Origin of the sequence: Burkholderia ubonensis subsp. mesacidophila (assembly GCF_002097715.1) — a bacterium.
Classification (GTDB): Bacteria; Pseudomonadota; Gammaproteobacteria; order Burkholderiales; family Burkholderiaceae; genus Burkholderia; species Burkholderia mesacidophila.
This window is the reverse complement of record NZ_CP020738.1, coordinates 1,311,354-1,330,881: the sequence shown is the minus strand read 5'-3', so window position 1 is coordinate 1,330,881 and position 19,528 is coordinate 1,311,354. Positions and strand designations below refer to the sequence as shown.

Below are 19,528 nucleotides of genomic sequence, written 5' to 3'. Positions count from 1 at the left end.
CAGGCGGATATCGCGCCGCCCGCGCAGTTGCGGGCGGCGCGGCGTCCCGATCCGGACGGCTAGGCGAACAACGCCCGCACCGCGTCGAGATGCGGCGACAGAAACGCCGCGCTTTCAACCTTGCCGGTGAACACGTCCGCCGCACCGTCCGCCATCACGAAACGCATGTTCTCGACGCCCAGATAGCCGAACAGCGTTCGCAGCCAGGGTTCGATGAAGTTGCACTGCGCCCGTGCCGAGCCCGGCCCGTAAAGCCATCCCGCCGCGATCATGAAGGTCGCGCGCCGTCCCCCGAGCAACCCGCGCGGCCCGGACGGCGTCGATTCCACGGTCTCCCCCTGCCTGACGATGTGGTCCAGCCAGAGCTTGAAGCTCGCGGACGGCCCCCAGTTGTGCATCGGCATGCCGATCACGTATTCGTCGGCGTCGCGCAGCTCCGTCGTGAACGACGTCGACAGCGCGAGCAGCTCGTTCTGCTGCTCGGTCCGCGCCGCCGGCGGCGTGAAGTTCGCCGCGATCCACGCCGCGTCGATCGGCGGCATCGCAATGCGGCACAGATCACGCTCCACGACCTGCCCATCGGGATGCGCGCGCCGCCAGTTGCGCGCATACTCCTGCGTCAGGCGACGCGACAGGGACGCGTTGCCCATCGGGCTCGAATCGATTTGCAGCAACTTGACCATCGGAATTCTCCTGTTGGAACCGAGCCGATATTATTCAACCCAAAGGTTGATTGTCAACCTTTTGGTTGAATATAATTCCGCCATGAGTACCCCCATGAATCCACACGATCGTTCACCCGACAGGCTGGACGCCATCTTCAGCGCGCTTGCCGATCCGACCCGGCGGTCGATGCTCGAGCGGCTGCGCGACGGCAGCCTGACCGTGGGCGAGCTGGCCGCGCCTTACGACGTGAGCCTCAACGCGATCTCCAAGCACGTCAAGACGCTCGAGAAGGCGGGGCTGATCCGCCGCGAAATCCGCGGACGCGAGCACGCGTGCCAGCTCGACGCGTCGAATCTCGAGGAAGCGCAGGACTGGCTCGGCCATTACGCCGAGTTCTGGGGCGAGCGGCTCGACGCGCTCGACCGGCATCTCGCCGCCAAACGGAAACGGAAGCCGCCCCAGCCATGAGCGGCCATGCGATCACGGTCCGCAAGCTGCTGCATGCGTCGCGCGACGAGGTGTTCGACGCATGGCTCGACGCGGACGGCCTGTGCGCGTGGATGCTGCCCGGCACGATGAAGCATTGCGACGCGATGCTGGAGCCGCGCGTCGGCGGACGCTTTCACATCTTCATGCGTTCCGCGCGGATCGAATACGTGCACTCCGGCGAATACCGCGTGCTGGACCGGCCGTCGAAGCTGGTGTTCACGTGGGTCTCGTCGTATATGAGCCGGCAGGAAACGCTCGTCACGATCGAACTGTTCGATCGCGACGGGCTGTGCGAGGTCGTGCTGACGCATGAGCGCGTCCCGGCCGAACTCGCGCCGAAGGGCGTCGGGATCGGCTGGCGGCAGATGCTGGACAAGCTGGACGCGTCGCTGCGGGCGCCGGGCGGCGGCGCCATTGCGCGGACGTAGGCCGGGACCGCCGCGTTACCCTTCCCGCGCGGCTTCAGCGCGCATCGCGCGGGGTGGATGGCCGTCCGGTCGTCTCCTCCCGGCGGTCCATCGCTCACGCCCGCGATTGTGCGGGCCTTGTTGAGGGTGGCATGTAACGTCAATGCCCGTCAGGTGTAGGGCGCAGGTTTGGACAGCAATGGTTTGGGCACCCCGGACCTACATTGACCTCTACTCGCCGCCCTGTTTGATCAAACTCGTCCGGCTTGTAGATTCGGCCGATAAAAGCACTCTCGCTCCCCCAGATCGCAAACTGATCGAGCGCATTCATAACGTTTTCCGCGCGTCGGTACGCAAGCTGTTGAGCGGTTCTTTCGGTAGCTTCAGCCAGTCCGACGAGCCACACGGTGTCGATAATCGGAAAGCGATTGCGTATGTCACTCGACCATGCTGACAATCTCGCCAGTTCGATCCTGGAAATCTCGCTTGAATCGCTGTCGAAGTGAACGTCGATGTATTGACCGGGAAGATTCTGCGGTCCCTCGCACGCGAGCGCTGTATGTGCGCAGCCCAACGCGAGCGCGGCGGCTGTCAGGAATTTAATCACCATCTACGACATACCCCGCAATGCTGTCGGCATTGTTGATCGCCAAATCCGGATGCGATTGCCCCCATATGGGGAGGAACGGCGTGATGAAATACTTCTCGTCGGTCGACGCCATAGTATCCAGGAAATGGGTTGCTTCGTGAATGATCACAGAGACCTGAGAATCAGCATACGCAGTCCATGGGCGCATCGTGCAAAACTTGGCGCTAATGGAAAATGTATGCGTTGCGGTATCTGGTGCGCATACGTGCGCGGCTTCCTGTTCCGTTCCAAGCGGGTGGGGTGTGCATCCCGTCGCCAGATCAGGAAATAATCAAAAAGCGTGACGCAGCGCATCCCCCCGCGGTCACTGTCGCAGTTGATTGCGTTCGAGCACAAAGCGATGCGCAGCCGTCCAGGCTCACGCGAGGTGATAACGCAGCCAGAAGGTCTCACGGCATGCGTTGTCGAACGTCAGCCGCGACGGGCTGATCGCCTGCGTATCGGGATGGCGGATCACGTCGTAGTCGATCCAGCATTCGGCGCACAGCAGGTCGGACGGTGCGCGATCCTGCTCGACCGAACGGCGCACGATCGCGCCGTTGTCGAAACGGTATTCGGTTTCGTCGCGCGTGACCTCGACGTCGTCGTCGGTCCAGCGGTCGTGCGACGTGGTGTGCGAGACGATCGACACGGGGCCGGCAAGCCCGTGGATCGCGGCGACGTAGTCAATGAGCTTGTCCATGACGATGCGGCGAACTGGCGGATGGCCGCTTCACCCGATGCGGGAAACGGCCCGAGCGGCGAGTATAGCCGCGCGCGCATGACCTTGCCGGCAGCGGGGTTTCGCGCGTCACGCGTCCAGCGCGAGCGTCGCGAACGTCGCGAGCCAGTGCTCGCCCATGTAGTCGCCGGCGACATGCGCGAGCGCGCTGTCCAGGTGCCGGTCGGCCGCGTCGAGCAAGCGCGCGCGGCGCGCATCGCCTTCCGGCAGCGCTTTCGCGAGCGCACGCTGGCACCACGCGCGGCTCAGGTTCAAGCCGTCGAGATGTGCAATCTTGCCGTCGCTGCGGTCGCTCACCGTCGCCGGCACGAACAGCGTCGCCGGCTCGCCGCGCGCGAGATCGGGCAGGAAGCGCGCGAACCAGGCCTTGAATTCGGCCGGCGCGAGCACGCGCCGCATCAGCTCCGCCTCCATCAGCGCGGGCGACAGGAACTCGTCGCCGGACGGCTCCCACGCCTGGCACGCGGCGTCGCCCAGGTGCCAGCGCCGCGCGGTGTCGGCAATCAGCGCCGCGAGCCCGTCGCGCTGCGTGTCGCGCGCGAAATCGAAGGTCAGCGCCAGCGCGAACGCTGTGTTGAAATGCGTGCCGACGCGCACCGGATAGGTCGCCTTCGGCAGGAACACCTCGAAGCGGGCGACGAACGCGTCGGTCAGCGGCGCGAACGCCTTCGCCCAGCGCGCGGCCTGCGGCAGCGCGCCCTTCAGCGCGAGCCGCTCGAGCTGCGCGGCCAGCGCGAGCAGCCACGCCCAGCCATACGGCCGCTCGAAGCCTGCGTTGTGCGGCAGCGCGAGATACGCGTGCTCGCCCGCGACGTGCGCGTCGGTGAAATGCGCGTCGACGACGGCGACGATGCGCTCCGCCTCCGGCAGCGTCGGGTAGCGTTCGAGCAGATGCAGCACGAGCCAGTAGCCGTGCACGCACGAATGCCAGTCGTAGCTGCCGTAGAAGACCGGATGCAGCGCGCGCGGCGCCTGCACGTCCTGCGGGCCGGCAAGCGAATGCGTGAGCCGGTTCGGATATTCGCGCGTCAGGTGCGCGAGCGCGAGCGAGGCGAATTTCGACGCGATGTCGGGCGTGAGTCGTGCAGTCATGGTCCTCTCGTCGATCGTCAATATCGGAAAACGAACGCGGACATCAACAGTGTGCAACTTGCGGGCAGCGGGACCGCGGTCGGCCATCGGCGTCGTCAGCGTACCAAAGAAGCCGGTCGGCATGCCGAGCGCAATACGATAATTTGTCGATAAAAAGTCGACATGTCGAACGTCACGACTCACGTCGTTTCAACCGATGAATCGCCCCGGCCCGCATGGCGGAGCCCCCGTGCAGCAACTACACTGGAAAGCATCCGCAACACTCGGGAGAGCCGCCATGATTGACGTATTCGAGACCATCGGCAGCCGCGCGTTCTCCGCCCACCTGGCGAAGGACGGCATGGTGACGCTGATGGAACAGCGCCACGAAGTCGACCGTGTCACACTCGCCACCGCCTATGCCGCGCTCGTCGAGGATGTCGAGCAGGAAGCCGACCTGCGCGAAGCGACGGTCGAAGGGATGATGCGGGCGCTGATCCAGGGCTACGCGCGCAGCCATTGAGAGCCGACCTGCGCGCCGTTGCGGACCTGCCCGCGCCGGTCGGCCGGGCGGCGCCCGGGTGCCTGCCGAAGCGCTAGCGCCGCTTGTAGAACGGACGCAGCACGAGGTAGAACGGAAAGGCAATCACCACCACGATCAGCGCGGCGTCATGGGATGACGTGGCGTCCGCCCAGCCGTCCACCGTGCGATCGGAACCGAACAGGCCGACCAGGATCATCGCGAGCCCGCCGAGCGTACAGGCGACCAAGAACGCGACCGCGAACGGGGCCCAGTCACCGTTCATCGCGTCGTACTGCGACAGCCCGAAGCAACCCAGCACCGCCAATGCGAGGCCGAGCGTGGCCAGGTAGCTGCGCGCGTACGTCTCCATCCGCTCGTCGCGTTTCTTTCCATACGTCATCGCGCGTGGTCGCTCCATCGTTGCATCGGCGCCGACGTTGCGATACGTCGATGCCGTGTTTCATCGAATGCCCCGCCGATTCCGCCGCCATTGCCGACCGATTGCGATATCGCATCGCTTGCCGACCGGAATTCACGCGGGCAAATATTTGCCGATGCGGATGCCGCTTTCGTCGCGATCGGCCTTGCCGGGCACGCCGGCATTTCGCGCCGCATTGCGCTCGCGCACTCCGAACACCGGACCGGGCAAGCCTACCACGCGTGCGCGATACGCCTGGCGGCGGCCGGCATCCGGCGTCGAACCGGGCGTCGCTTCATGCCGACACACCCGCCTAAAACCGCCAATCCCTTTCCAATTGAATTACGACAATCGTCCGAACAATCACCTATCTTTAATTGCATGAAAAAGCGCGCTGCAATGCGCAGAAAATTCGATTGCGATCAAGCGCCCCGCATGACAGCATGCGGAGCGTCGGCAAACGCGCAAAACCGGAAACCATTCGGCCGATTGCGAGCATCCGGGATCGCATCGATTCGCTCCCGCATCCCGCGCCGCCGGACCACCCAAGCCCCCCAATCCTCCGGGAGACACACATGGCCACAGCGACGCCCCGTGCCGGCATCCCCCTGCTGCCCGCCCCGCTGCGCGGCGGACGGTTCACGCTCGGCACGCGCATCGTGCTCAGCTTCGGCGCGATCTTCGTGCTGATGCTGGTCATGGCCGCGATTTCATACACCCGTTTGAAAGCCATCGACGACGAGGCCGACAGTCTGCTGCGCGATTCGGTGCCGGGCCTGTTCCAGTCGACGTCGCTGCGCGCCGCCGCCAACGAAAGCTACGTGATCCTGCAGCGGGCGATCTTCGTCGACACCGACGCGGACGCCGCGAAGCGCGATCTCGACCGGATGCCGGACGCGCTGCGGCATCTCGACCAGGCGTCGACCCAGTACGAGGCCACGCTGTTCCGCGACGACGACAAGGCGCGCTACCGCGTATTCCGGGCCGCATACGACCAGTACCTGCCGCTCATGAACGAGCTGACCCGCACCGCGGCGGACGACCGCGCGGCCGCTCGGGCCGGCTTCGCGCGCCTGACCGCGGCGTGGGACCGCGTGATCCGCACCGCGGACGCGCTGGTCGACGAGAACCACGGCCAGGCCGACGACTCGGCGCGGCTGATCCGCGGGTCGGTCACCGGCGCGGAGGCCACCGTCGCGACCGCGCTGAGCGTCGTGCTGCTGGTCGCGCTCGCGCTTGGCTATGCGCTGTATCGCGCGATCTCGGGGCCGATGGCGCGGCTCGTCGAAGTGCACGACGCGATGCGCACCGGCAACCTGACCCAGCGGCTCGACCTGCGCCGCCAGGACGAATTCGGCACGCTGCAGGACGGCTTCAACCGGATGAGCGACGAACTCGCGAACCTCGTCGCGCAGGCGCAGCAATCGTCGCTGCAGGTGACGACGTCGGTGACCGAGATCGCGGCGACCTCGAAGGAGCAGCAGGCCACCGCGAGCGAGACCGCCGCGACGACGACCGAGATCGGCGCGACGTCCCGCGAAATCCTCGCGACGTCGCGCGACCTGCTGCACACGATGAACGAGGTGTCGTCGGTCGCCGAGCAGTCGGCGGCGCTCGCCAGCGCGAGCCAGAGCGGCCTCGCGCACATGGAAGGCATGATGCGCAGCGTGATGGACGCGGCCGGCTCGGTGAACGCGAAGCTCGCGATCCTCAACGAGAAGGCGCTCAACATCAACCAGGTCGTCGCGACCATCACGAAGGTCGCGGACCAGACCAACCTGCTGTCGCTGAACGCCGCGATCGAAGCGGAAAAAGCCGGCGAATACGGCCGCGGCTTCGCGGTCGTCGCGACCGAGATCCGCCGGCTCGCGGACCAGACGGCGGTCGCGACCTACGACATCGAGCAGACGGTGAAGGAGATCCAGTCGGCCGTGTCGGCCGGCGTGATGGGGATGGACAAGTTCTCCGAGGAAGTGCGCCGCGGGATGGGCGACATCCAGCAGGTCGGCGGGCAGCTGTCGCAGATCATCCACGAGGTGCAGACGCTCGCGCCGCGCTTCCAGATGGTCAACGAAGGGATGCAGACGCAGGCGACCGGCGCGGAACAGATCACGCAGGCGCTGTCGCAGCTGTCGGAAGCCGCGCAGCAGACGGCCGAATCGCTGCGCCAGTCGTCGCAGGCGATCGACGACCTGACGCTGGTCGCGAACCAGCTGCGCACCGGCGTCTCGCGCTTCAAGATCGACGGCTGACGCGCCGCACGACACGATGCTCTTCCTTCTGTTCGAACTCGACGGCGAGCGCTATGCGCTGGAGGCGGCGCGGATCGTCGAAGTGCTGGCGCTCGCGCCGGTGAAGTCGATTCCCGGCGCGCCGCCGTGGATCGCCGGCGCGCTCGACCGCCACGGCGAACCGGTGCCGGTGATCGACGTCGCGCAGCTCGCGCTCGGGCGCGCGGCGCGCCGGCTGCGCTCGACGCGGCTCGTCGTGGTGCGCTACCGCACGCATGATGCGCGGCCCGACGCGGCTGGCGACGCCGACCGCCTGCTCGGGCTGATCGTCGAGCACGCGACGCAGACGTGCCGGATCGACCCCGCGCGGTTCGCCGACAGCGGGATCGCGACGCCGCATGCGCGCTGGCTCGGGCCGGTCGCCGGCGACGCGTCCGGCTTCGTGCAGTGGGTCGATGTGCGGCGCATGCTCGACGACGACGCCCGCGCGCTGCTGTTCCCGCCCGCGCGGCCGCTGCCGCAGGCGATCTCCGGATGACGCCGCGATGAACGCCGACGATCCCCGCTTCGACGCTTGGCTCGCGCGCGAGACCGGCATGGACCCCGCCACGCTCGGCAACCACGCGCTGGCGCGCGCCGTCGCCGAACGCGCGCGCGTCGCGCTGGGCGATGCGCGCATGCGGGCCGGCGACGGCGCGATCGACGCTTACTGGCAGTTGCTGAACGCGTCGGCCGACGAGCGGCAGGTGCTGATCGAGACGCTGGTGGTGCCGGAAACGTGGTTCTTCCGCGACCGCGAGGCGTTCGCCGCGCTCGCGCGGCTTGCCGACGCGCGGCTCGTGCGCGAGCCGGCGCGCGCGCTGCGGGTGCTGAGCGCGCCGTGCTCGACCGGCGAGGAGCCCTACTCGATCGCGATGGCGCTGCTCGACGCCGGCATAGGCCCGTCGCGCTTCAGCATCGACGCGATCGACATCAGCGCCCGGGCGATCGAGCGGGCCCGGGACGGCCTCTACGGCCGCAATTCGTTTCGCGGCCATCCGCTCGAATTCCGCGACCGGCATTTCCGCGAGGCCGCCGGCGGCTGGCGGCTCGACGCGCGCGTGCGGGAGCCGGTCCGGTTCGTGCGCGCGAGCCTGTTCGACCTGCCGCTCGACGCCGATGCGCGCTATGACTTCATCTTCTGCCGCAACGTGCTGATCTACTTCAACCGCGACGCGCAGGACCAGTCGATCCGGCTGCTCGACCAGCAGCTCGCGGACGGCGGCGCGATCTTCGTCGGGCCGGCCGAGACCGGCCTGATGATGCGCCATCCGCTGACGCCCGCGCGCATCCCGCTCGCGTTCGCGTTCCATCGCGCGCCGCCGGGTGCGGCAGCCCCGACGACGGCCGGCGCAACCGCATCGGGTGGCGTGCCGCCGAACGCCGCACGCGCGCAGCCGGCGCGTCCGGCGACGGCGCCGTTCGGGGCGGCGGCCGGACGCGCCGCCATGCAAATGCCGACGCCCACGGCATCCGCGCCGGTCGCAGGCGCGCGGGCTACCCTGCTCGACGGACACTTGCCGCCTCGCGCCGCGCCGGCCGCGCCGCCCGCCGGCGCCACGCCGACGCTCGACGACGCACGCCGGCTCGCCGACACCGGGCGGCTCGACGAGGCCGAGCGCGCCGCGCACGCGTTCACGATCGTGCACGGGCCGCACGCGGACGCGTTCTACCTGCTCGGGCTGATCGCCGATGCGCGCGGCCTCGACGCCGACGCGCAGGATTTCTATCGCAAGACGCTGTATCTGGAGCCGGCCCACTACGAGGCGCTGACGCACCTCGCCGCGCTGCGCGACGCGGCCGGCGACGCCGAAGGCGCGCGGCAGCTGATGGCGCGCGCGCAACGCGCGAGCGCGCTGCGCGCCACGCCGGCGGCGGACCGGACGGACGATCGCGGAGGCGCCGATGGCTCACGCCGCTCGTGACGACCGCGCGCCGGCGCTGCGCATCGACGACTGCTGGAACCGCATCGGCACCCGCGGCGACGGTTCGTGCCCGCGCCTTGCGGCCCACGCGCGCTGCCTGAACTGCCCGGTGTTCGCGCAGGCCGCCGCGACGCTGCTCGACCAGCCGCTCTCCGACGCGGATTTCGCCGAGGCCGCGCGCACGGCCGGAGCGGCGCCGCCGGATGCGCCCGCCGACGACGCCAACGCGATGCAGTCCGCGCTCGCCTTCCGGATCGCCGACGAATGGCTCGGGCTGCCCGTCCCCGCGCTGCGCCAGATCGACGGGCCGCGGCCGATCCATCCGCTGCCGCATCGCCGCAACGGCGTGGTGCTCGGGCTCGTCAACGTGCGCGGCACGCTGACGATCGCCGTATCGCTCGGCGCGCTGCTCGGCCTCGAGCGCGACGCCGCCGGCCGCCATGCGTCGCGCCACGCGCATGCGCGGCTGCTGGTCGTCGAGCATCGCGGCGACACCGTCGCGCTGCCCGTCGACGAGGTCGAGGGCGTGCTGCGTTTCGCAGCCTCCGCGCTGATGCCTGCGCCGACGACGCTCGCCCCTGCCGCCGCGACGCACACGCGCGGCCTGCTCGCGTGGCGCGACACGACGCTCGGCCTGCTCGATGCCGACCGCGTGTTCGACTCGCTTGCCCGGAGCCTGCGATGAGCACCGACGACGACCTGACGCGCCTGTCGCTGCTCGACCTGTTCCGCGAGGAAGCCCAGACCCAGGCGCAGGCGCTCGCGAGCGGGCTGCTCACGCTCGAGCATGCGCCGGCCGATGCCGCCGCGCTCGAAGCGTGCATGCGCGCCGCGCATTCGCTGAAAGGCGCGGCGCGCATCATCGACCTGCATGACGGCGTCAAGGTCGCGCACGCGATGGAGGAATGCTTCGTCGCCGCGCAACGGGGCGCGCTGACGCTGACGGCCGCGCACATCGACGATCTGCTGCACGGCGTGGACCTGCTGCTGCGCATCGGCGACGCCGATCCGGCCACGGCGGTCGCGCGCGCGGACATCGACGCGCTCGCCGCGCGGCTGGCCGGGCGAGACCCGGACGACGCGCCCGATGCGCGCGGCGCGGGCCCGATGCACGCAATGCCGGAAGCGGACGATTGCTCCGGCACGCCGCGCGCCGCGCCGGACCGGCAAGCGCCGCACGCCCCAGCCGATCCGTCGCACGACGCAACCGCGCAGCAGCCGTCACCGCCCCACCCCGACGCGCACCACGATCCGCAGCGCATGCTGCGCGTGCGCGCCGAACAGCTCGACCGGCTGCTGAGCCTGTCCGGCGAGTCGCTGGTGGAATCGCACTGGCTCAAGCCGTTCACCGGATCGATCCTGCGCATCAAGCGGATGCAGCGCGACATCGCGCGCGCACTCGACGTGCTCGTCGACACGCTCGCCGAGCGGCTCGACCCGGCCGCGCTCGCGGCGCTGAACGACGTGCGCCAGGGGCTCGGCCAGCTGCAGCTGCAGCTCGGCGCGCGCATCGACGAACTCGACCGTTTCGACCGCCGCAGCACCCATCTCGCGCAGCAGCTGTACGACGAGGCGCTGCGCTGCCGGATGCGCCCGTTCGGCGACGCCGCGCATGCGTATCCGCGCATCGTCCGCGACCTCGCGCGCTCGCTCGGCAAGCACGTGCGGTTCTCGATCGTCGGCGAGACGACGCAGGTCGACCGCGACATCCTCGACCTGCTCGACGCGCCGCTCGGCCACCTGCTGCGCAACGCGCTCGACCACGGCGTCGAAACGCCGGACGCGCGCGTCGCCTGCGGCAAGCCGGCGGAAGCGAGCGTGACGCTCGAAGCGCGCCACAGCGCGGGCCAGTTGCTGATCTCCGTCAGCGACGACGGCGCCGGCATCGACCTCGACGCGTTGCGCGCCGCCGTCGTGCGGCGGCAGCTCGCCGACGAGGACACCGCGGCACGGCTGTCCGATCACGAGCTGCTCGACTTCCTGCTGCCGCCCGGCTTCTCGATGCGCGAGCGCGTCACCGACGTGTCCGGCCGCGGCGTCGGGCTCGACGCGGTGCACGACATGGTGAAGGCCGTGCGCGGCGCCGTGCGGATCTTCACCGAGCCGGGGCGCGGCGCGCGTTTCGTGCTGCAGTTGCCGCTGACGCTGTCGATCGTCCGCAGCCTGCTCGTCGAAGTCGGCGGCGAGACCTACGCAATCCCGCTCGCGCACGCGCGCCGCACGCTCGAACTTGCCCGCAATGACATCGACATGCTCGAAGGCCAGCAGCACTTCCGCTTCGACGGCCGGGCGATCAGGCTCGTCACCGCGCACCAGCTGCTCGGCACGCGCGCGCCGGACCCGGCGCGCGACAGCGTCGCGACGGTGGTGATCGGCGACGAGTGGGACGCCTGCGGCGTCGCCGTCGACCGCTTCCTCGGCGAATGCATGCTGGTGATCCAGCCGCTTGACCGACGCCTCGGCAAGGTCAAGGACATCGCGGCTGCCGCGCTGATGGACAATGGCGAGCCGGTGCTGATCATCGACGTCGAGGACCTGCTGCGCTCGGTCGACAAGCTCGTGCGCGGCGGCCGGCTCGACAAGGTGCGGCGCGAGCAGCACGCCGCCGTCGCGCGCAGCCGGCGCGTGCTGGTGGTCGACGATTCGTTGACGGTGCGCGAGCTCGAACGGAAACTGCTGGAAAAACGCGGCTACGACGTGACGGTCGCCGTCGACGGGATGGACGGCTGGAACGCGCTGCGCGGCGCGGCGTTCGACCTGGTGGTGACCGACATCGACATGCCGCGGATGGACGGCATCGAGCTCGTCACGCTGATCCGGCGCGACGCCGCGCTGAAAGCCCTGCCGGTGATGATCGTGTCGTACAAGGATCGCGAGGAAGACCGCCGGCGCGGGCTCGACGCCGGCGCCGACTACTACCTCGCCAAAAGCAGTTTCCACGATGAAACCCTGCTCGATGCAGTACGTGACCTGATAGGAGAAGCCCGCCCGTGAACATCGGCATCGTCAACGACCTTCCGCTTGCCGTCGAGGCGATGCGTCGCGCGATCGCGCTCAGGCCCGAGCACCGCGTGCTGTGGGTCGCGACCGACGGCGCGCAGGCCGTCGAGCGGTGCGCCGCGCAGCCGCCGGACGTCGTGCTGATGGACCTGATCATGCCGAAGTTCGACGGCGTCGAGGCCACGCGGCGGATCATGTCGTCGGGCCGGCCGTGCGCGATCCTGGTCGTGACGAGCAGCATCGGCGCGAACGCGTGGCGCGTGTACGAGGCGATGGGCGCCGGCGCGCTCGACGCGGTCGACACGCCGCGCCTCGGCGAAGGCGCGAACGGCGACACCACCCGGCTCCTGCTCGCGAAGATCGACCAGATCGGCCGCCTGCTCGACAAGCCGCCGCGCATCCCGCGCGCAGCCGGCGCGGCGCGCGGCGACGGCGGGCCGCTCGTCGCGATCGGCGCGTCGGCCGGCGGCCCGACCGCGCTCGCGACGATCCTCGGCGGCCTGCCCGCCGATTTCGGCGCGCCGATCGTGATCGTGCAGCACGTCGACCAGGCGTTCGCGGACGGCATGGCGCAGTGGCTCGACGGCCAGACGCCGCTCACGGTGCGCATCGCGTGCGAAGGCGACCGGCCGCAGCCGTCGGTCGCGCTGCTCGCCGCGACCAACGACCACCTGCGCATCGCGCGCGACGGCACCCTCGAATACACGCGCGAGCCGATCGCCACGCCCTACCGGCCGTCGGTCGACGTATTCTTCGGCAGCGTCACCGAGCATTGGCCCGGCGACGTGATCGGCGTGCTGCTGACCGGCATGGGCCGCGACGGCGCGATCGGCCTGAAGGCGATGCGCATGAAGGGCTACCATACGATCGCTCAGGACGAAGCGACCAGCGCGGTGTACGGCATGCCGAAGGCGGCCGCGACGCTCGGCGCGGCGCGCGCGATCCTGCCGCTCGACCGCATCGCGGGCGAGCTGGCGGCGCTCGTCCGGGCCTGAACCCCATCGACACGCGCGACAAGACAAGCCAATGCAGAAACAGGTATCCCCATGACCAGTGACACCACGCGACGCCCGCGCGACGACGGCGGGCTGCCCGCCCCCGACGCCGCGGACGCCGCGCTCGAAGCCGCGCGCAAGGCGCTGCAGACCCCGCCGGCCACCGACGTGCCGGTGATGGTGCTGCTCGTCGACGACCAGACGATCGTCGCCGAAGCCGTGCGCCGCGCGCTCGCCGACGAAGACGACATCGACTTCCACTACTGCACGCATTCGGACGACGCGATGATCGCGGCCGTCCAGACGCGGCCGACCGTGATCCTGCAGGACCTCGTGATGCCCGGCACCGACGGGCTGAGCCTCGTGAAGGCGTACCGCGCGAATCCGGCGACCCGCGACGTGCCGATCATCGTGCTGTCGACGAAGGACGAACCGGAGATCAAGAGCGCGGCGTTCACCGCCGGCGCGAACGACTATCTCGTGAAGCTGCCGGACCGCATCGAGCTGGTCGCGCGCATCCGCTACCACTCGCGCTCCTACGTCAACCAGCTGCAGCGCGACGAAGCCTACCGCGCGCTGCGGCAGTCGCAGCAGCAGCTCCTGCAGGCCAACCTCGAACTGCGCCGCCTCACGCACTCCGACGGCCTGACCGGCCTGTCGAACCGGCGCTATCTCGACGAGCACCTGAGCGCCGAATGGCGGCGCGCCGCGCGCGAGCACGCGGTGCTGTCGCTGCTGATGATCGACGTCGACAACTTCAAGCTGTACAACGACACCTACGGCCACGTGTCCGGCGACGACGTGCTCAAGCAGATCGCGGCGACCGTCGAGCGCTGTCTCGGCCGCGCGGGCGATCTCGCGGCGCGCTTCGGCGGCGAGGAGTTCGCGGTCGTGCTGCCCGGCACGTCGCCGGGCAGCCTGCGCCTGCTCGCCGAGAAGATCCGCCTCTCGATCGAGGCGCTGAAGCTGCTGCACGAGCAGTCGTCGACCGGCCGCTACGTGACGATCAGCATCGGCGGCGCGAGCGTCGTGCCGGCGGCCGACACGCCGGCCACGTCGCTGCTCGAGGCCGCGGACCGCGCGCTGTACCGCGCGAAGCGCGACGGCAAGAACCGCGTCGCGATCGACGTGGCTGCGCCGGCGGAGCAAGGCGGCGCGCCGCCGCCCGCCTGACGGCGACGCGTTGCGCTGCGTGCGGCTTACGATGCGACGAGCCGGCGCGCGTATTCCGCCGGTTCGAGCGGCCGGCTGAACAGATAGCCCTGCTGCTTGTCGCAGCCGATCTGCCGCAGGAACGACGACTGCGCCTCGGTCTCGACGCCTTCGGCCGTGACCTTCATCCCGAGCGAGTGCGCCATCGCGACCACGGCCTGCGTGATCGCGACCGCATCCCGGTGTTCCGGCACGCCCGACACGAACGAGCGGTCGACCTTCAGGTTGTGCAGCGGAAAGCGCTTCAGGTACGACAGCGACGAATAGCCGGTGCCGAAGTCGTCGACCGAGATCCGCACGTTCATGTCCGTGAGCGCCCGGAGCATCGGCAGCACCGTGTCGGTGTCGTACATCAGCAGCCCTTCGGTGATCTCCAGCTCCAGCGCGGACGGGTCGAGCCCCGCCTGCGCGAGGCAGCGGTCGACCGATTCGACCAGCCCTTCGTGGAACTGCCGCGGCGACAGGTTGACCGCCATCATCAGGTCCGGCGCGATCGTGCGGCGCCATTCGGCCGCCTGGCGGCACGCGGTTTCGAGCACCCACTGCCCGATCGCGACGATCAGGCCCGTGTCCTCGGCGACCGGGATGAACTCCGCCGGCGACAGCGGCCCGAGCTCCGCGCTGGTCCAGCGCAGCAGCGCCTCCGCGCCGACCGTGCGCCCGCTGCGGCCGTCGACGACGGGCTGGTACGCGAGCCGCAACGCGTTCGACGCGAGCGCGCGGCGCAGCGACTGCTCGATCGCGAAACGGCGCTGCAGCCGCAGGTTCAGATGCGCGGTGAAGAACGTGAAGTTGTTGCGCCCGCGCTGCTTCGCGTCGTACATCGCGGAATCGGCGTTGCGCATCAGCGTCGCCGCGTCTTGGCCGTCGCGCGGCGCGAGGCTGATGCCGACCGACACGCCGAGGTAGTACTCGTTGTTCGCGACCTCGAACGGCCGTGCGATTGCGTCGATCACCTGTCGCGCGAGCGCGGCGAGATCGTCCGGCGCGTCGTAGTCGTCGACCAGGATCACGAACTCGTCGCCGCCGACGCGCGTGAGCGCGTGCCGTTCCCCGACGCAGTCCGCGAGCCGCGACGCGACGCTGCGCAGCAGCGCATCGCCCGCATCGTGGCCCGCCGTGTCGTTGACCTTCTTGAAGCCGTCGAGATCGATGAACAGGATCGCGATGCGCGCGGCTTCGGCCGCGCCGCCGCGCGCGCCGAACAGCGCGCGCATCCGGTCCGCGAGCCAGCGGCGGTTGTAGAGGCCCGTCAGCGCGTCGTGCGACGCGAGGTAGCGCAGCTTCCGCTGCGCTTCGCGCACCGGGCCCACGTCGTTGAACGAGATCAGCACCGAGTCGGCTTGCGCGTCGCCCGGCCTGGCGATCGGCACCGCGTTGCCGCTGACCCAGATCATGTCGCCGTCGGCGAGACCGAGGCCGACCGTATAGCCGAGCTGCGGCACGCCGGTGGCGAGCGCGCGCCGGCTCGGCCAGTCGTCCGGCGGGATCGGCGTGTCGTCCTCGCGGGTTGCGCTCGTTACCAGGCTCGACAGCTGGCGGCCGACGATGCCGCCCTGTGATCGCAGCATCCGTTGCGCGCTCGGGTTGCTCGCGGTCACGGTGCCGTCGCGCGACACGACGAGGATGCCCTCGTTCAGGCTGTTGACGACGAGCCGGTGATGTTCCTCGCTGCGCGCGAGCTGCCGGGCCATCCGGTCCTGGTGCACCGCGAGCCCGACGCTGTTGCTGATGTCGCGCAGCAGCGACGTTTCCTCGTCGGTCGGCCGGCGCGGCGCGCGATGGTAGACCGCGAACGCGCCCAGCACCGCGCCCGCCTCGTCCTGGAACGGCACCGACCAGCATGCGCGCAGGCCGAGCGGCAGCGCGAGGCACTTGTAGGCGTCCCACAGGGGATCCGTTGCGATGTCCTCGACCGCGACCATCCGGCGTTCATACATCGCGGTGCCGCACGAGCCCGCGACGGGCCCGATCGCGGCGCCGTCGATCGCCGCGCCGTAATGGCCGGGCAGCGACGGCGCGGCGCCGACGCGGATGTGCACGCCGTCGTCGTCGAGCAGCATGATCGTGCAGGACGAGCCGGTGCCGAGCAGCGCCTCGGCGCGGCGGCAGACTTCGGCCAGCAGTTCGGGCAGCGGCGTGTTGCGCGTGATCAGCCGCAGCACGCTCTGCTCGGACGCCAGCACTTCGGCCGCGAGACCGAGGCTGTAGCGAGGGCTTTGCGGTTCGGTATCCAAGATGAAAACCTGGCCTGTGGTTTCGAGCGCGTCGAGCGCGTCTGATTCGCTATATCGTGACGTCGCGCGGGGTTCCGTATCCGGGTTTACGCCGGTGGGTGGCGTAGCCGGGCGGAGACCGGGCAGGCGTCGTGACGCAGTACATTTAAGCACCAATCCGTGACAGGCAGCGCATTCATCTGCATAGGGAGTTGCACGGGATGGGCTGGGTTTGGGGGCTTGGGCTTGCGTGATTTCCCTAAACCCAACCGGTTCGATAGTTGCACATTTCGAAACGACGGTGCTGCAAGCAATGTGTTGGCTTTGCGACGTCGGTCAACACTGCAATCGATGCGTTCGCGGGCATAAAGTGTGTAAGTCGGGACCTCCTGATCTCTCACTCATCGTCAGTTCAGGTCTGAGGCCGCAACGTCCGCTTCCAACTGTCTAACGGCCCTTCGCACATGCGGGGCAACGCACTTTGTTGAACTGCCGAAATGGGAAAGGCGATGCACTATGCATAGGTCCGCCGAAGGGCCGAAAAGGACGACAAACAGGTCGCCCGACGGTGTTAGACTCATAAATAACTACGTGTTGATCCGCGTAATTCCTCGGCCGATGACGGTCTAAGCAGCAAGAAAGCTAAAAAAGGTTCTTTCAAGATGGATAAATCTTGGCGGTCGCTTGAACACTATGTTCGAAGCCTAGCCCAAATTCTTTGGCAAAGACCGGTAGTAGCCGACAGAATCGACGGGGTGAATTTTGACGGCGTCGCAAGGATTGGAGACGACGAGATTGTGCTCTTAGAGATCACCGAAGAACATAGCCTCGATAAGATACGAACGGACGTGGCCAAGATCGCGCCGGTGAAGCTCAGCCAAGCGGCGCAATCTGTCGTTGCCCGTGGCTATATTATTCTCGCGTCTGAACCGACGCCAGGCATGGTCGACGTAGGCAAACCCCACAAAATTCAGGTTATGTCTGCGAAGACGTTTGCTCAACAGGCGTTTGACTTTCCCGCCTACGAGTCGGCCCGTTTGAATAGTACCTTTGGCAGTGCCATCGATCCAATTACTGGGCAGCCAGACTCCAACGAATACATCCCAGTGACGTATTCCATGGCGGGGGAATCGAAGCCTCTCACTGTTCAAGACATTTGTGAAAAACTCTCTAGGAAGAACCGCCTCGTTCTGTTGGGGGAGTATGGAACTGGGAAAAGCCGCTGCGTGCGGGAGTCGTTTCGGATACTTGCACAAGATTTCCGAAGCGCTTCCGCCTACCCACTGGCAATCAATCTGCGAGAACATTGGGGCGCGCTTTCTGGCGTCGAAATAATTGCGGGGCACTTCCAACGGCTGGGCCTCTCAAGTTCTGTCGATCGCGTAATGCAGTTATTGCGTGCCGGCGGAATACTACTGCTTCTTGACGGCTTTGACGAAGTCGGCACACAGACCTTTGGAAATAGCGAGGATCGACGGGCTTCGATTCGAAAACATGCACTTAGTGGCGTGCGCGACTTGCTCTCTCTTTCTGCGGGCGGAGCAATCATTACTGGGCGGCCACATTATTTCAACGACGATGCGGAACTCTTGGACGCGCTTGGACTGACTCTGCGCAATAATGCCCATTCCATAGTTCGATGCCCAGAGGAGTTCGGGGAGTCGGAAGCAGACGCTTACCTGAAGGCGCTCGGATTGAACGCCAAAGCACCGAAGTGGCTTCCGAAAAAGCCGCTAATGTTTCAGATTCTTGCGACGGTTGAGCGAAACGATGCTGAAGAAATACTGAATTCAGAGGCAGGCGAAATTGGTTTTTGGGGGCAATTTATCGATACGGTTTGCGTCCGCGAAGCGAGGATGCATACTTCGATAGAAGCTTCCACCGTCCGTGCCGTTCTCGGTAACCTCGCCCGACTCACTAGGAAAAGTAGCCGAAATCTCGGACGCCTTACTCCCAAAGATGTTGACCATGCATATGAATTGGCCACGGGATACGCACCTGACGAGTCCGGGCAATTAATGCTTTCGCGTCTCTGTACGCTAGGACGGATAGAACCAGAATCTCCGGATAGGCAGTTCGTTGATCCCTACATTGTGCAGCTGCTGTTTGCAGAATGCATCGTGGAAGACGTTCTAAATAAAAATCACGAAGTACTTGATGAATCTTACATTCAAGTGCTTGAGCCGTTGGGGCTATATTTTCTCGCTCAATGGATCGAAACCTACGACTTTGAATCGGAAGTCCTCGCGTTCGTTCACCGACAAGGAGACGCCCGGAATTCACAACTCCTAGGTGAGCTCGCAGCGGCTCTGCTGCTATTGGGAGGTGCCCCGCTGGATTTCTCTGGAACTCATATTGTAGGTGCTGAGATATGCCTTTTAGCACTCGGGTTTAGGGTATTCTCAAACGTCGCATTTTCCGACTGCATTATCGAATTGGCATCATTCGATAACTGCGTCGTGGACGCCAGTTCTTCGGTAACCATCAGCAAAACAGAGATCGTTCGAGCGACCGGCCTTTCGTCGGCGTCAGCGCTACCCAACTGGGTCCAAGGCTGCAAATTATACGCTGCAGATAATATTTCAAACGCGTCGAGAATTAAGGGCAGCCGGTTGCCGCCTGCGCAGAAGTTATTTCTTGCAATTATCCATAAGATTTTCTTTCAACGAGGCGGTGGCCGGAAAGAGAATTCGTTATATAAAGGCGGTTTCGGCCAAAACTTCGATAAGAAGCTGATCGATAAAATATTATCAATGCTTGTCTCGAAGGGATTGGTGGAGAAAAGCAAAGACGTGTCCGGGTTTATTTACAATCCAAAACGTGAGTACACGTCCCGCATGAAAGCGATCCGAGATCAGCTCGCGTTGAGCAAGGATCCACTTTGGATTGAACTCGAGACACTTGATTGAGTGACTATAGGCTGGTGCGGTCGATTGATGCAGAAAAATCAGCCGGCGAGCAGATGT

General features: G+C 67.1%; 17 protein-coding genes. 11 read left to right on the top strand and 6 right to left on the bottom strand.

The features are described from left to right. Positions 1-59: 59 nt before the first annotated feature. Positions 60-683 carry an FMN-dependent NADH-azoreductase gene (locus B7P44_RS23545; RefSeq protein ID WP_084908382.1) on the bottom strand — a complete coding sequence of 208 codons (624 nt, stop codon included), beginning with the start codon at positions 681-683 and terminating at the stop codon, positions 60-62. Between the two features lie 94 nt (positions 684-777). Between B7P44_RS23545 and B7P44_RS23540 the strand changes: the two genes are divergently transcribed. Next, positions 778-1,134, top strand: a complete 357-nt coding sequence (locus B7P44_RS23540; protein WP_084908381.1) for an ArsR/SmtB family transcription factor — start codon at positions 778-780, stop codon at positions 1,132-1,134. Continuing rightward, a complete protein-coding gene (locus B7P44_RS23535) occupies positions 1,131-1,583 on the top strand; it encodes an SRPBCC family protein (protein ID WP_084908380.1) in 453 nt (150 codons plus the stop codon). Before B7P44_RS23540 ends, B7P44_RS23535 begins: the two co-directional genes overlap by 4 nt. 139 nt (positions 1,584-1,722) lie before the next feature. Here the strand turns inward: B7P44_RS23535 and B7P44_RS23530 are convergent, their stop codons facing one another. The 3 genes from B7P44_RS23530 to B7P44_RS23515 form a co-directional block, all read right to left on the bottom strand. After that, a complete protein-coding gene (locus tag B7P44_RS23530) occupies positions 1,723-2,172 on the bottom strand; it encodes an OmpA family protein (RefSeq protein WP_084908379.1) in 450 nt (149 codons plus the stop codon). A gap of 397 nt (positions 2,173-2,569) precedes the next feature. Continuing rightward, positions 2,570-2,893 carry a hypothetical protein gene (locus B7P44_RS23520; RefSeq protein ID WP_084908378.1) on the bottom strand — a complete coding sequence of 108 codons (324 nt, stop codon included), beginning with the start codon at positions 2,891-2,893 and terminating at the stop codon, positions 2,570-2,572. A gap of 108 nt (positions 2,894-3,001) precedes the next feature. Next, a complete protein-coding gene (locus B7P44_RS23515; RefSeq protein ID WP_084908377.1) occupies positions 3,002-4,024 on the bottom strand; it encodes a DUF2891 domain-containing protein in 1,023 nt (340 codons plus the stop codon). Between the two features lie 277 nt (positions 4,025-4,301). Here B7P44_RS23515 and B7P44_RS23510 point away from each other — a divergent pair, with 277 nt between their 5' ends. After that, complete coding sequence (locus B7P44_RS23510) at positions 4,302-4,526, top strand: hypothetical protein (protein WP_084908376.1); 225 nt, start codon at positions 4,302-4,304, stop codon at positions 4,524-4,526. Between the two features lie 73 nt (positions 4,527-4,599). On the opposite strand, the gene B7P44_RS23505 is transcribed toward B7P44_RS23510, so the two are convergent. Then, a complete protein-coding gene (locus tag B7P44_RS23505; RefSeq protein WP_084908375.1) occupies positions 4,600-4,944 on the bottom strand; it encodes a hypothetical protein in 345 nt (114 codons plus the stop codon). 575 nt (positions 4,945-5,519) lie between these two features. On the opposite strand from B7P44_RS23505, the gene B7P44_RS23495 reads away from it, so the two are divergent. From B7P44_RS23495 to B7P44_RS23465, 7 genes are read left to right on the top strand one after another with little or no spacing between them, the layout of a single operon-like run. Further along, positions 5,520-7,196, top strand: a complete 1,677-nt coding sequence (locus tag B7P44_RS23495) for a methyl-accepting chemotaxis protein (protein ID WP_084908373.1) — start codon at positions 5,520-5,522, stop codon at positions 7,194-7,196. Between the two features lie 16 nt (positions 7,197-7,212). Next, the gene (locus B7P44_RS23490) at positions 7,213-7,713 is read left to right on the top strand and encodes a chemotaxis protein CheW (protein ID WP_084908372.1); all 501 of its coding nucleotides are present in this window, start codon (positions 7,213-7,215) and stop codon (positions 7,711-7,713) included. A 7-nt stretch (positions 7,714-7,720) separates the two neighbouring features. After that, complete coding sequence (locus tag B7P44_RS23485; protein WP_084908371.1) at positions 7,721-9,139, top strand: CheR family methyltransferase; 1,419 nt, start codon at positions 7,721-7,723, stop codon at positions 9,137-9,139. Then, positions 9,120-9,824, top strand: coding sequence for a chemotaxis protein CheW (locus tag B7P44_RS23480; RefSeq protein WP_084908370.1), 705 nt, complete (start codon positions 9,120-9,122; stop codon positions 9,822-9,824). Before B7P44_RS23485 ends, B7P44_RS23480 begins: the two co-directional genes overlap by 20 nt. Beyond that, complete coding sequence (locus tag B7P44_RS23475) at positions 9,821-12,133, top strand: hybrid sensor histidine kinase/response regulator (RefSeq protein WP_084908369.1); 2,313 nt, start codon at positions 9,821-9,823, stop codon at positions 12,131-12,133. The genes B7P44_RS23480 and B7P44_RS23475 overlap by 4 nt, the downstream gene beginning before the upstream one ends. After that, the gene (gene cheB, locus B7P44_RS23470; RefSeq protein WP_084908368.1) at positions 12,130-13,134 is read left to right on the top strand and encodes a chemotaxis response regulator protein-glutamate methylesterase; all 1,005 of its coding nucleotides are present in this window, start codon (positions 12,130-12,132) and stop codon (positions 13,132-13,134) included. Before B7P44_RS23475 ends, cheB begins: the two co-directional genes overlap by 4 nt. Positions 13,135-13,185: 51 nt before the next feature. Further along, on the top strand, positions 13,186-14,307 hold the full coding sequence (locus B7P44_RS23465) for a diguanylate cyclase domain-containing protein (RefSeq protein ID WP_084908367.1): 1,122 nt from the start codon (positions 13,186-13,188) through the stop codon (positions 14,305-14,307). Positions 14,308-14,333: 26 nt separating this feature from the next. Here B7P44_RS23465 and B7P44_RS23460 read toward each other — a convergent pair whose 3' ends face one another. After that, positions 14,334-16,583, bottom strand: a complete 2,250-nt coding sequence (locus B7P44_RS23460) for a putative bifunctional diguanylate cyclase/phosphodiesterase (protein WP_084908366.1) — start codon at positions 16,581-16,583, stop codon at positions 14,334-14,336. Between the two features lie 641 nt (positions 16,584-17,224). Here B7P44_RS23460 and B7P44_RS36620 point away from each other — a divergent pair. Further along, a complete protein-coding gene (locus B7P44_RS36620) occupies positions 17,225-19,471 on the top strand; it encodes an NACHT domain-containing protein (protein WP_133117889.1) in 2,247 nt (748 codons plus the stop codon). The last annotated feature ends 57 nt before the right edge of the window (positions 19,472-19,528 follow it).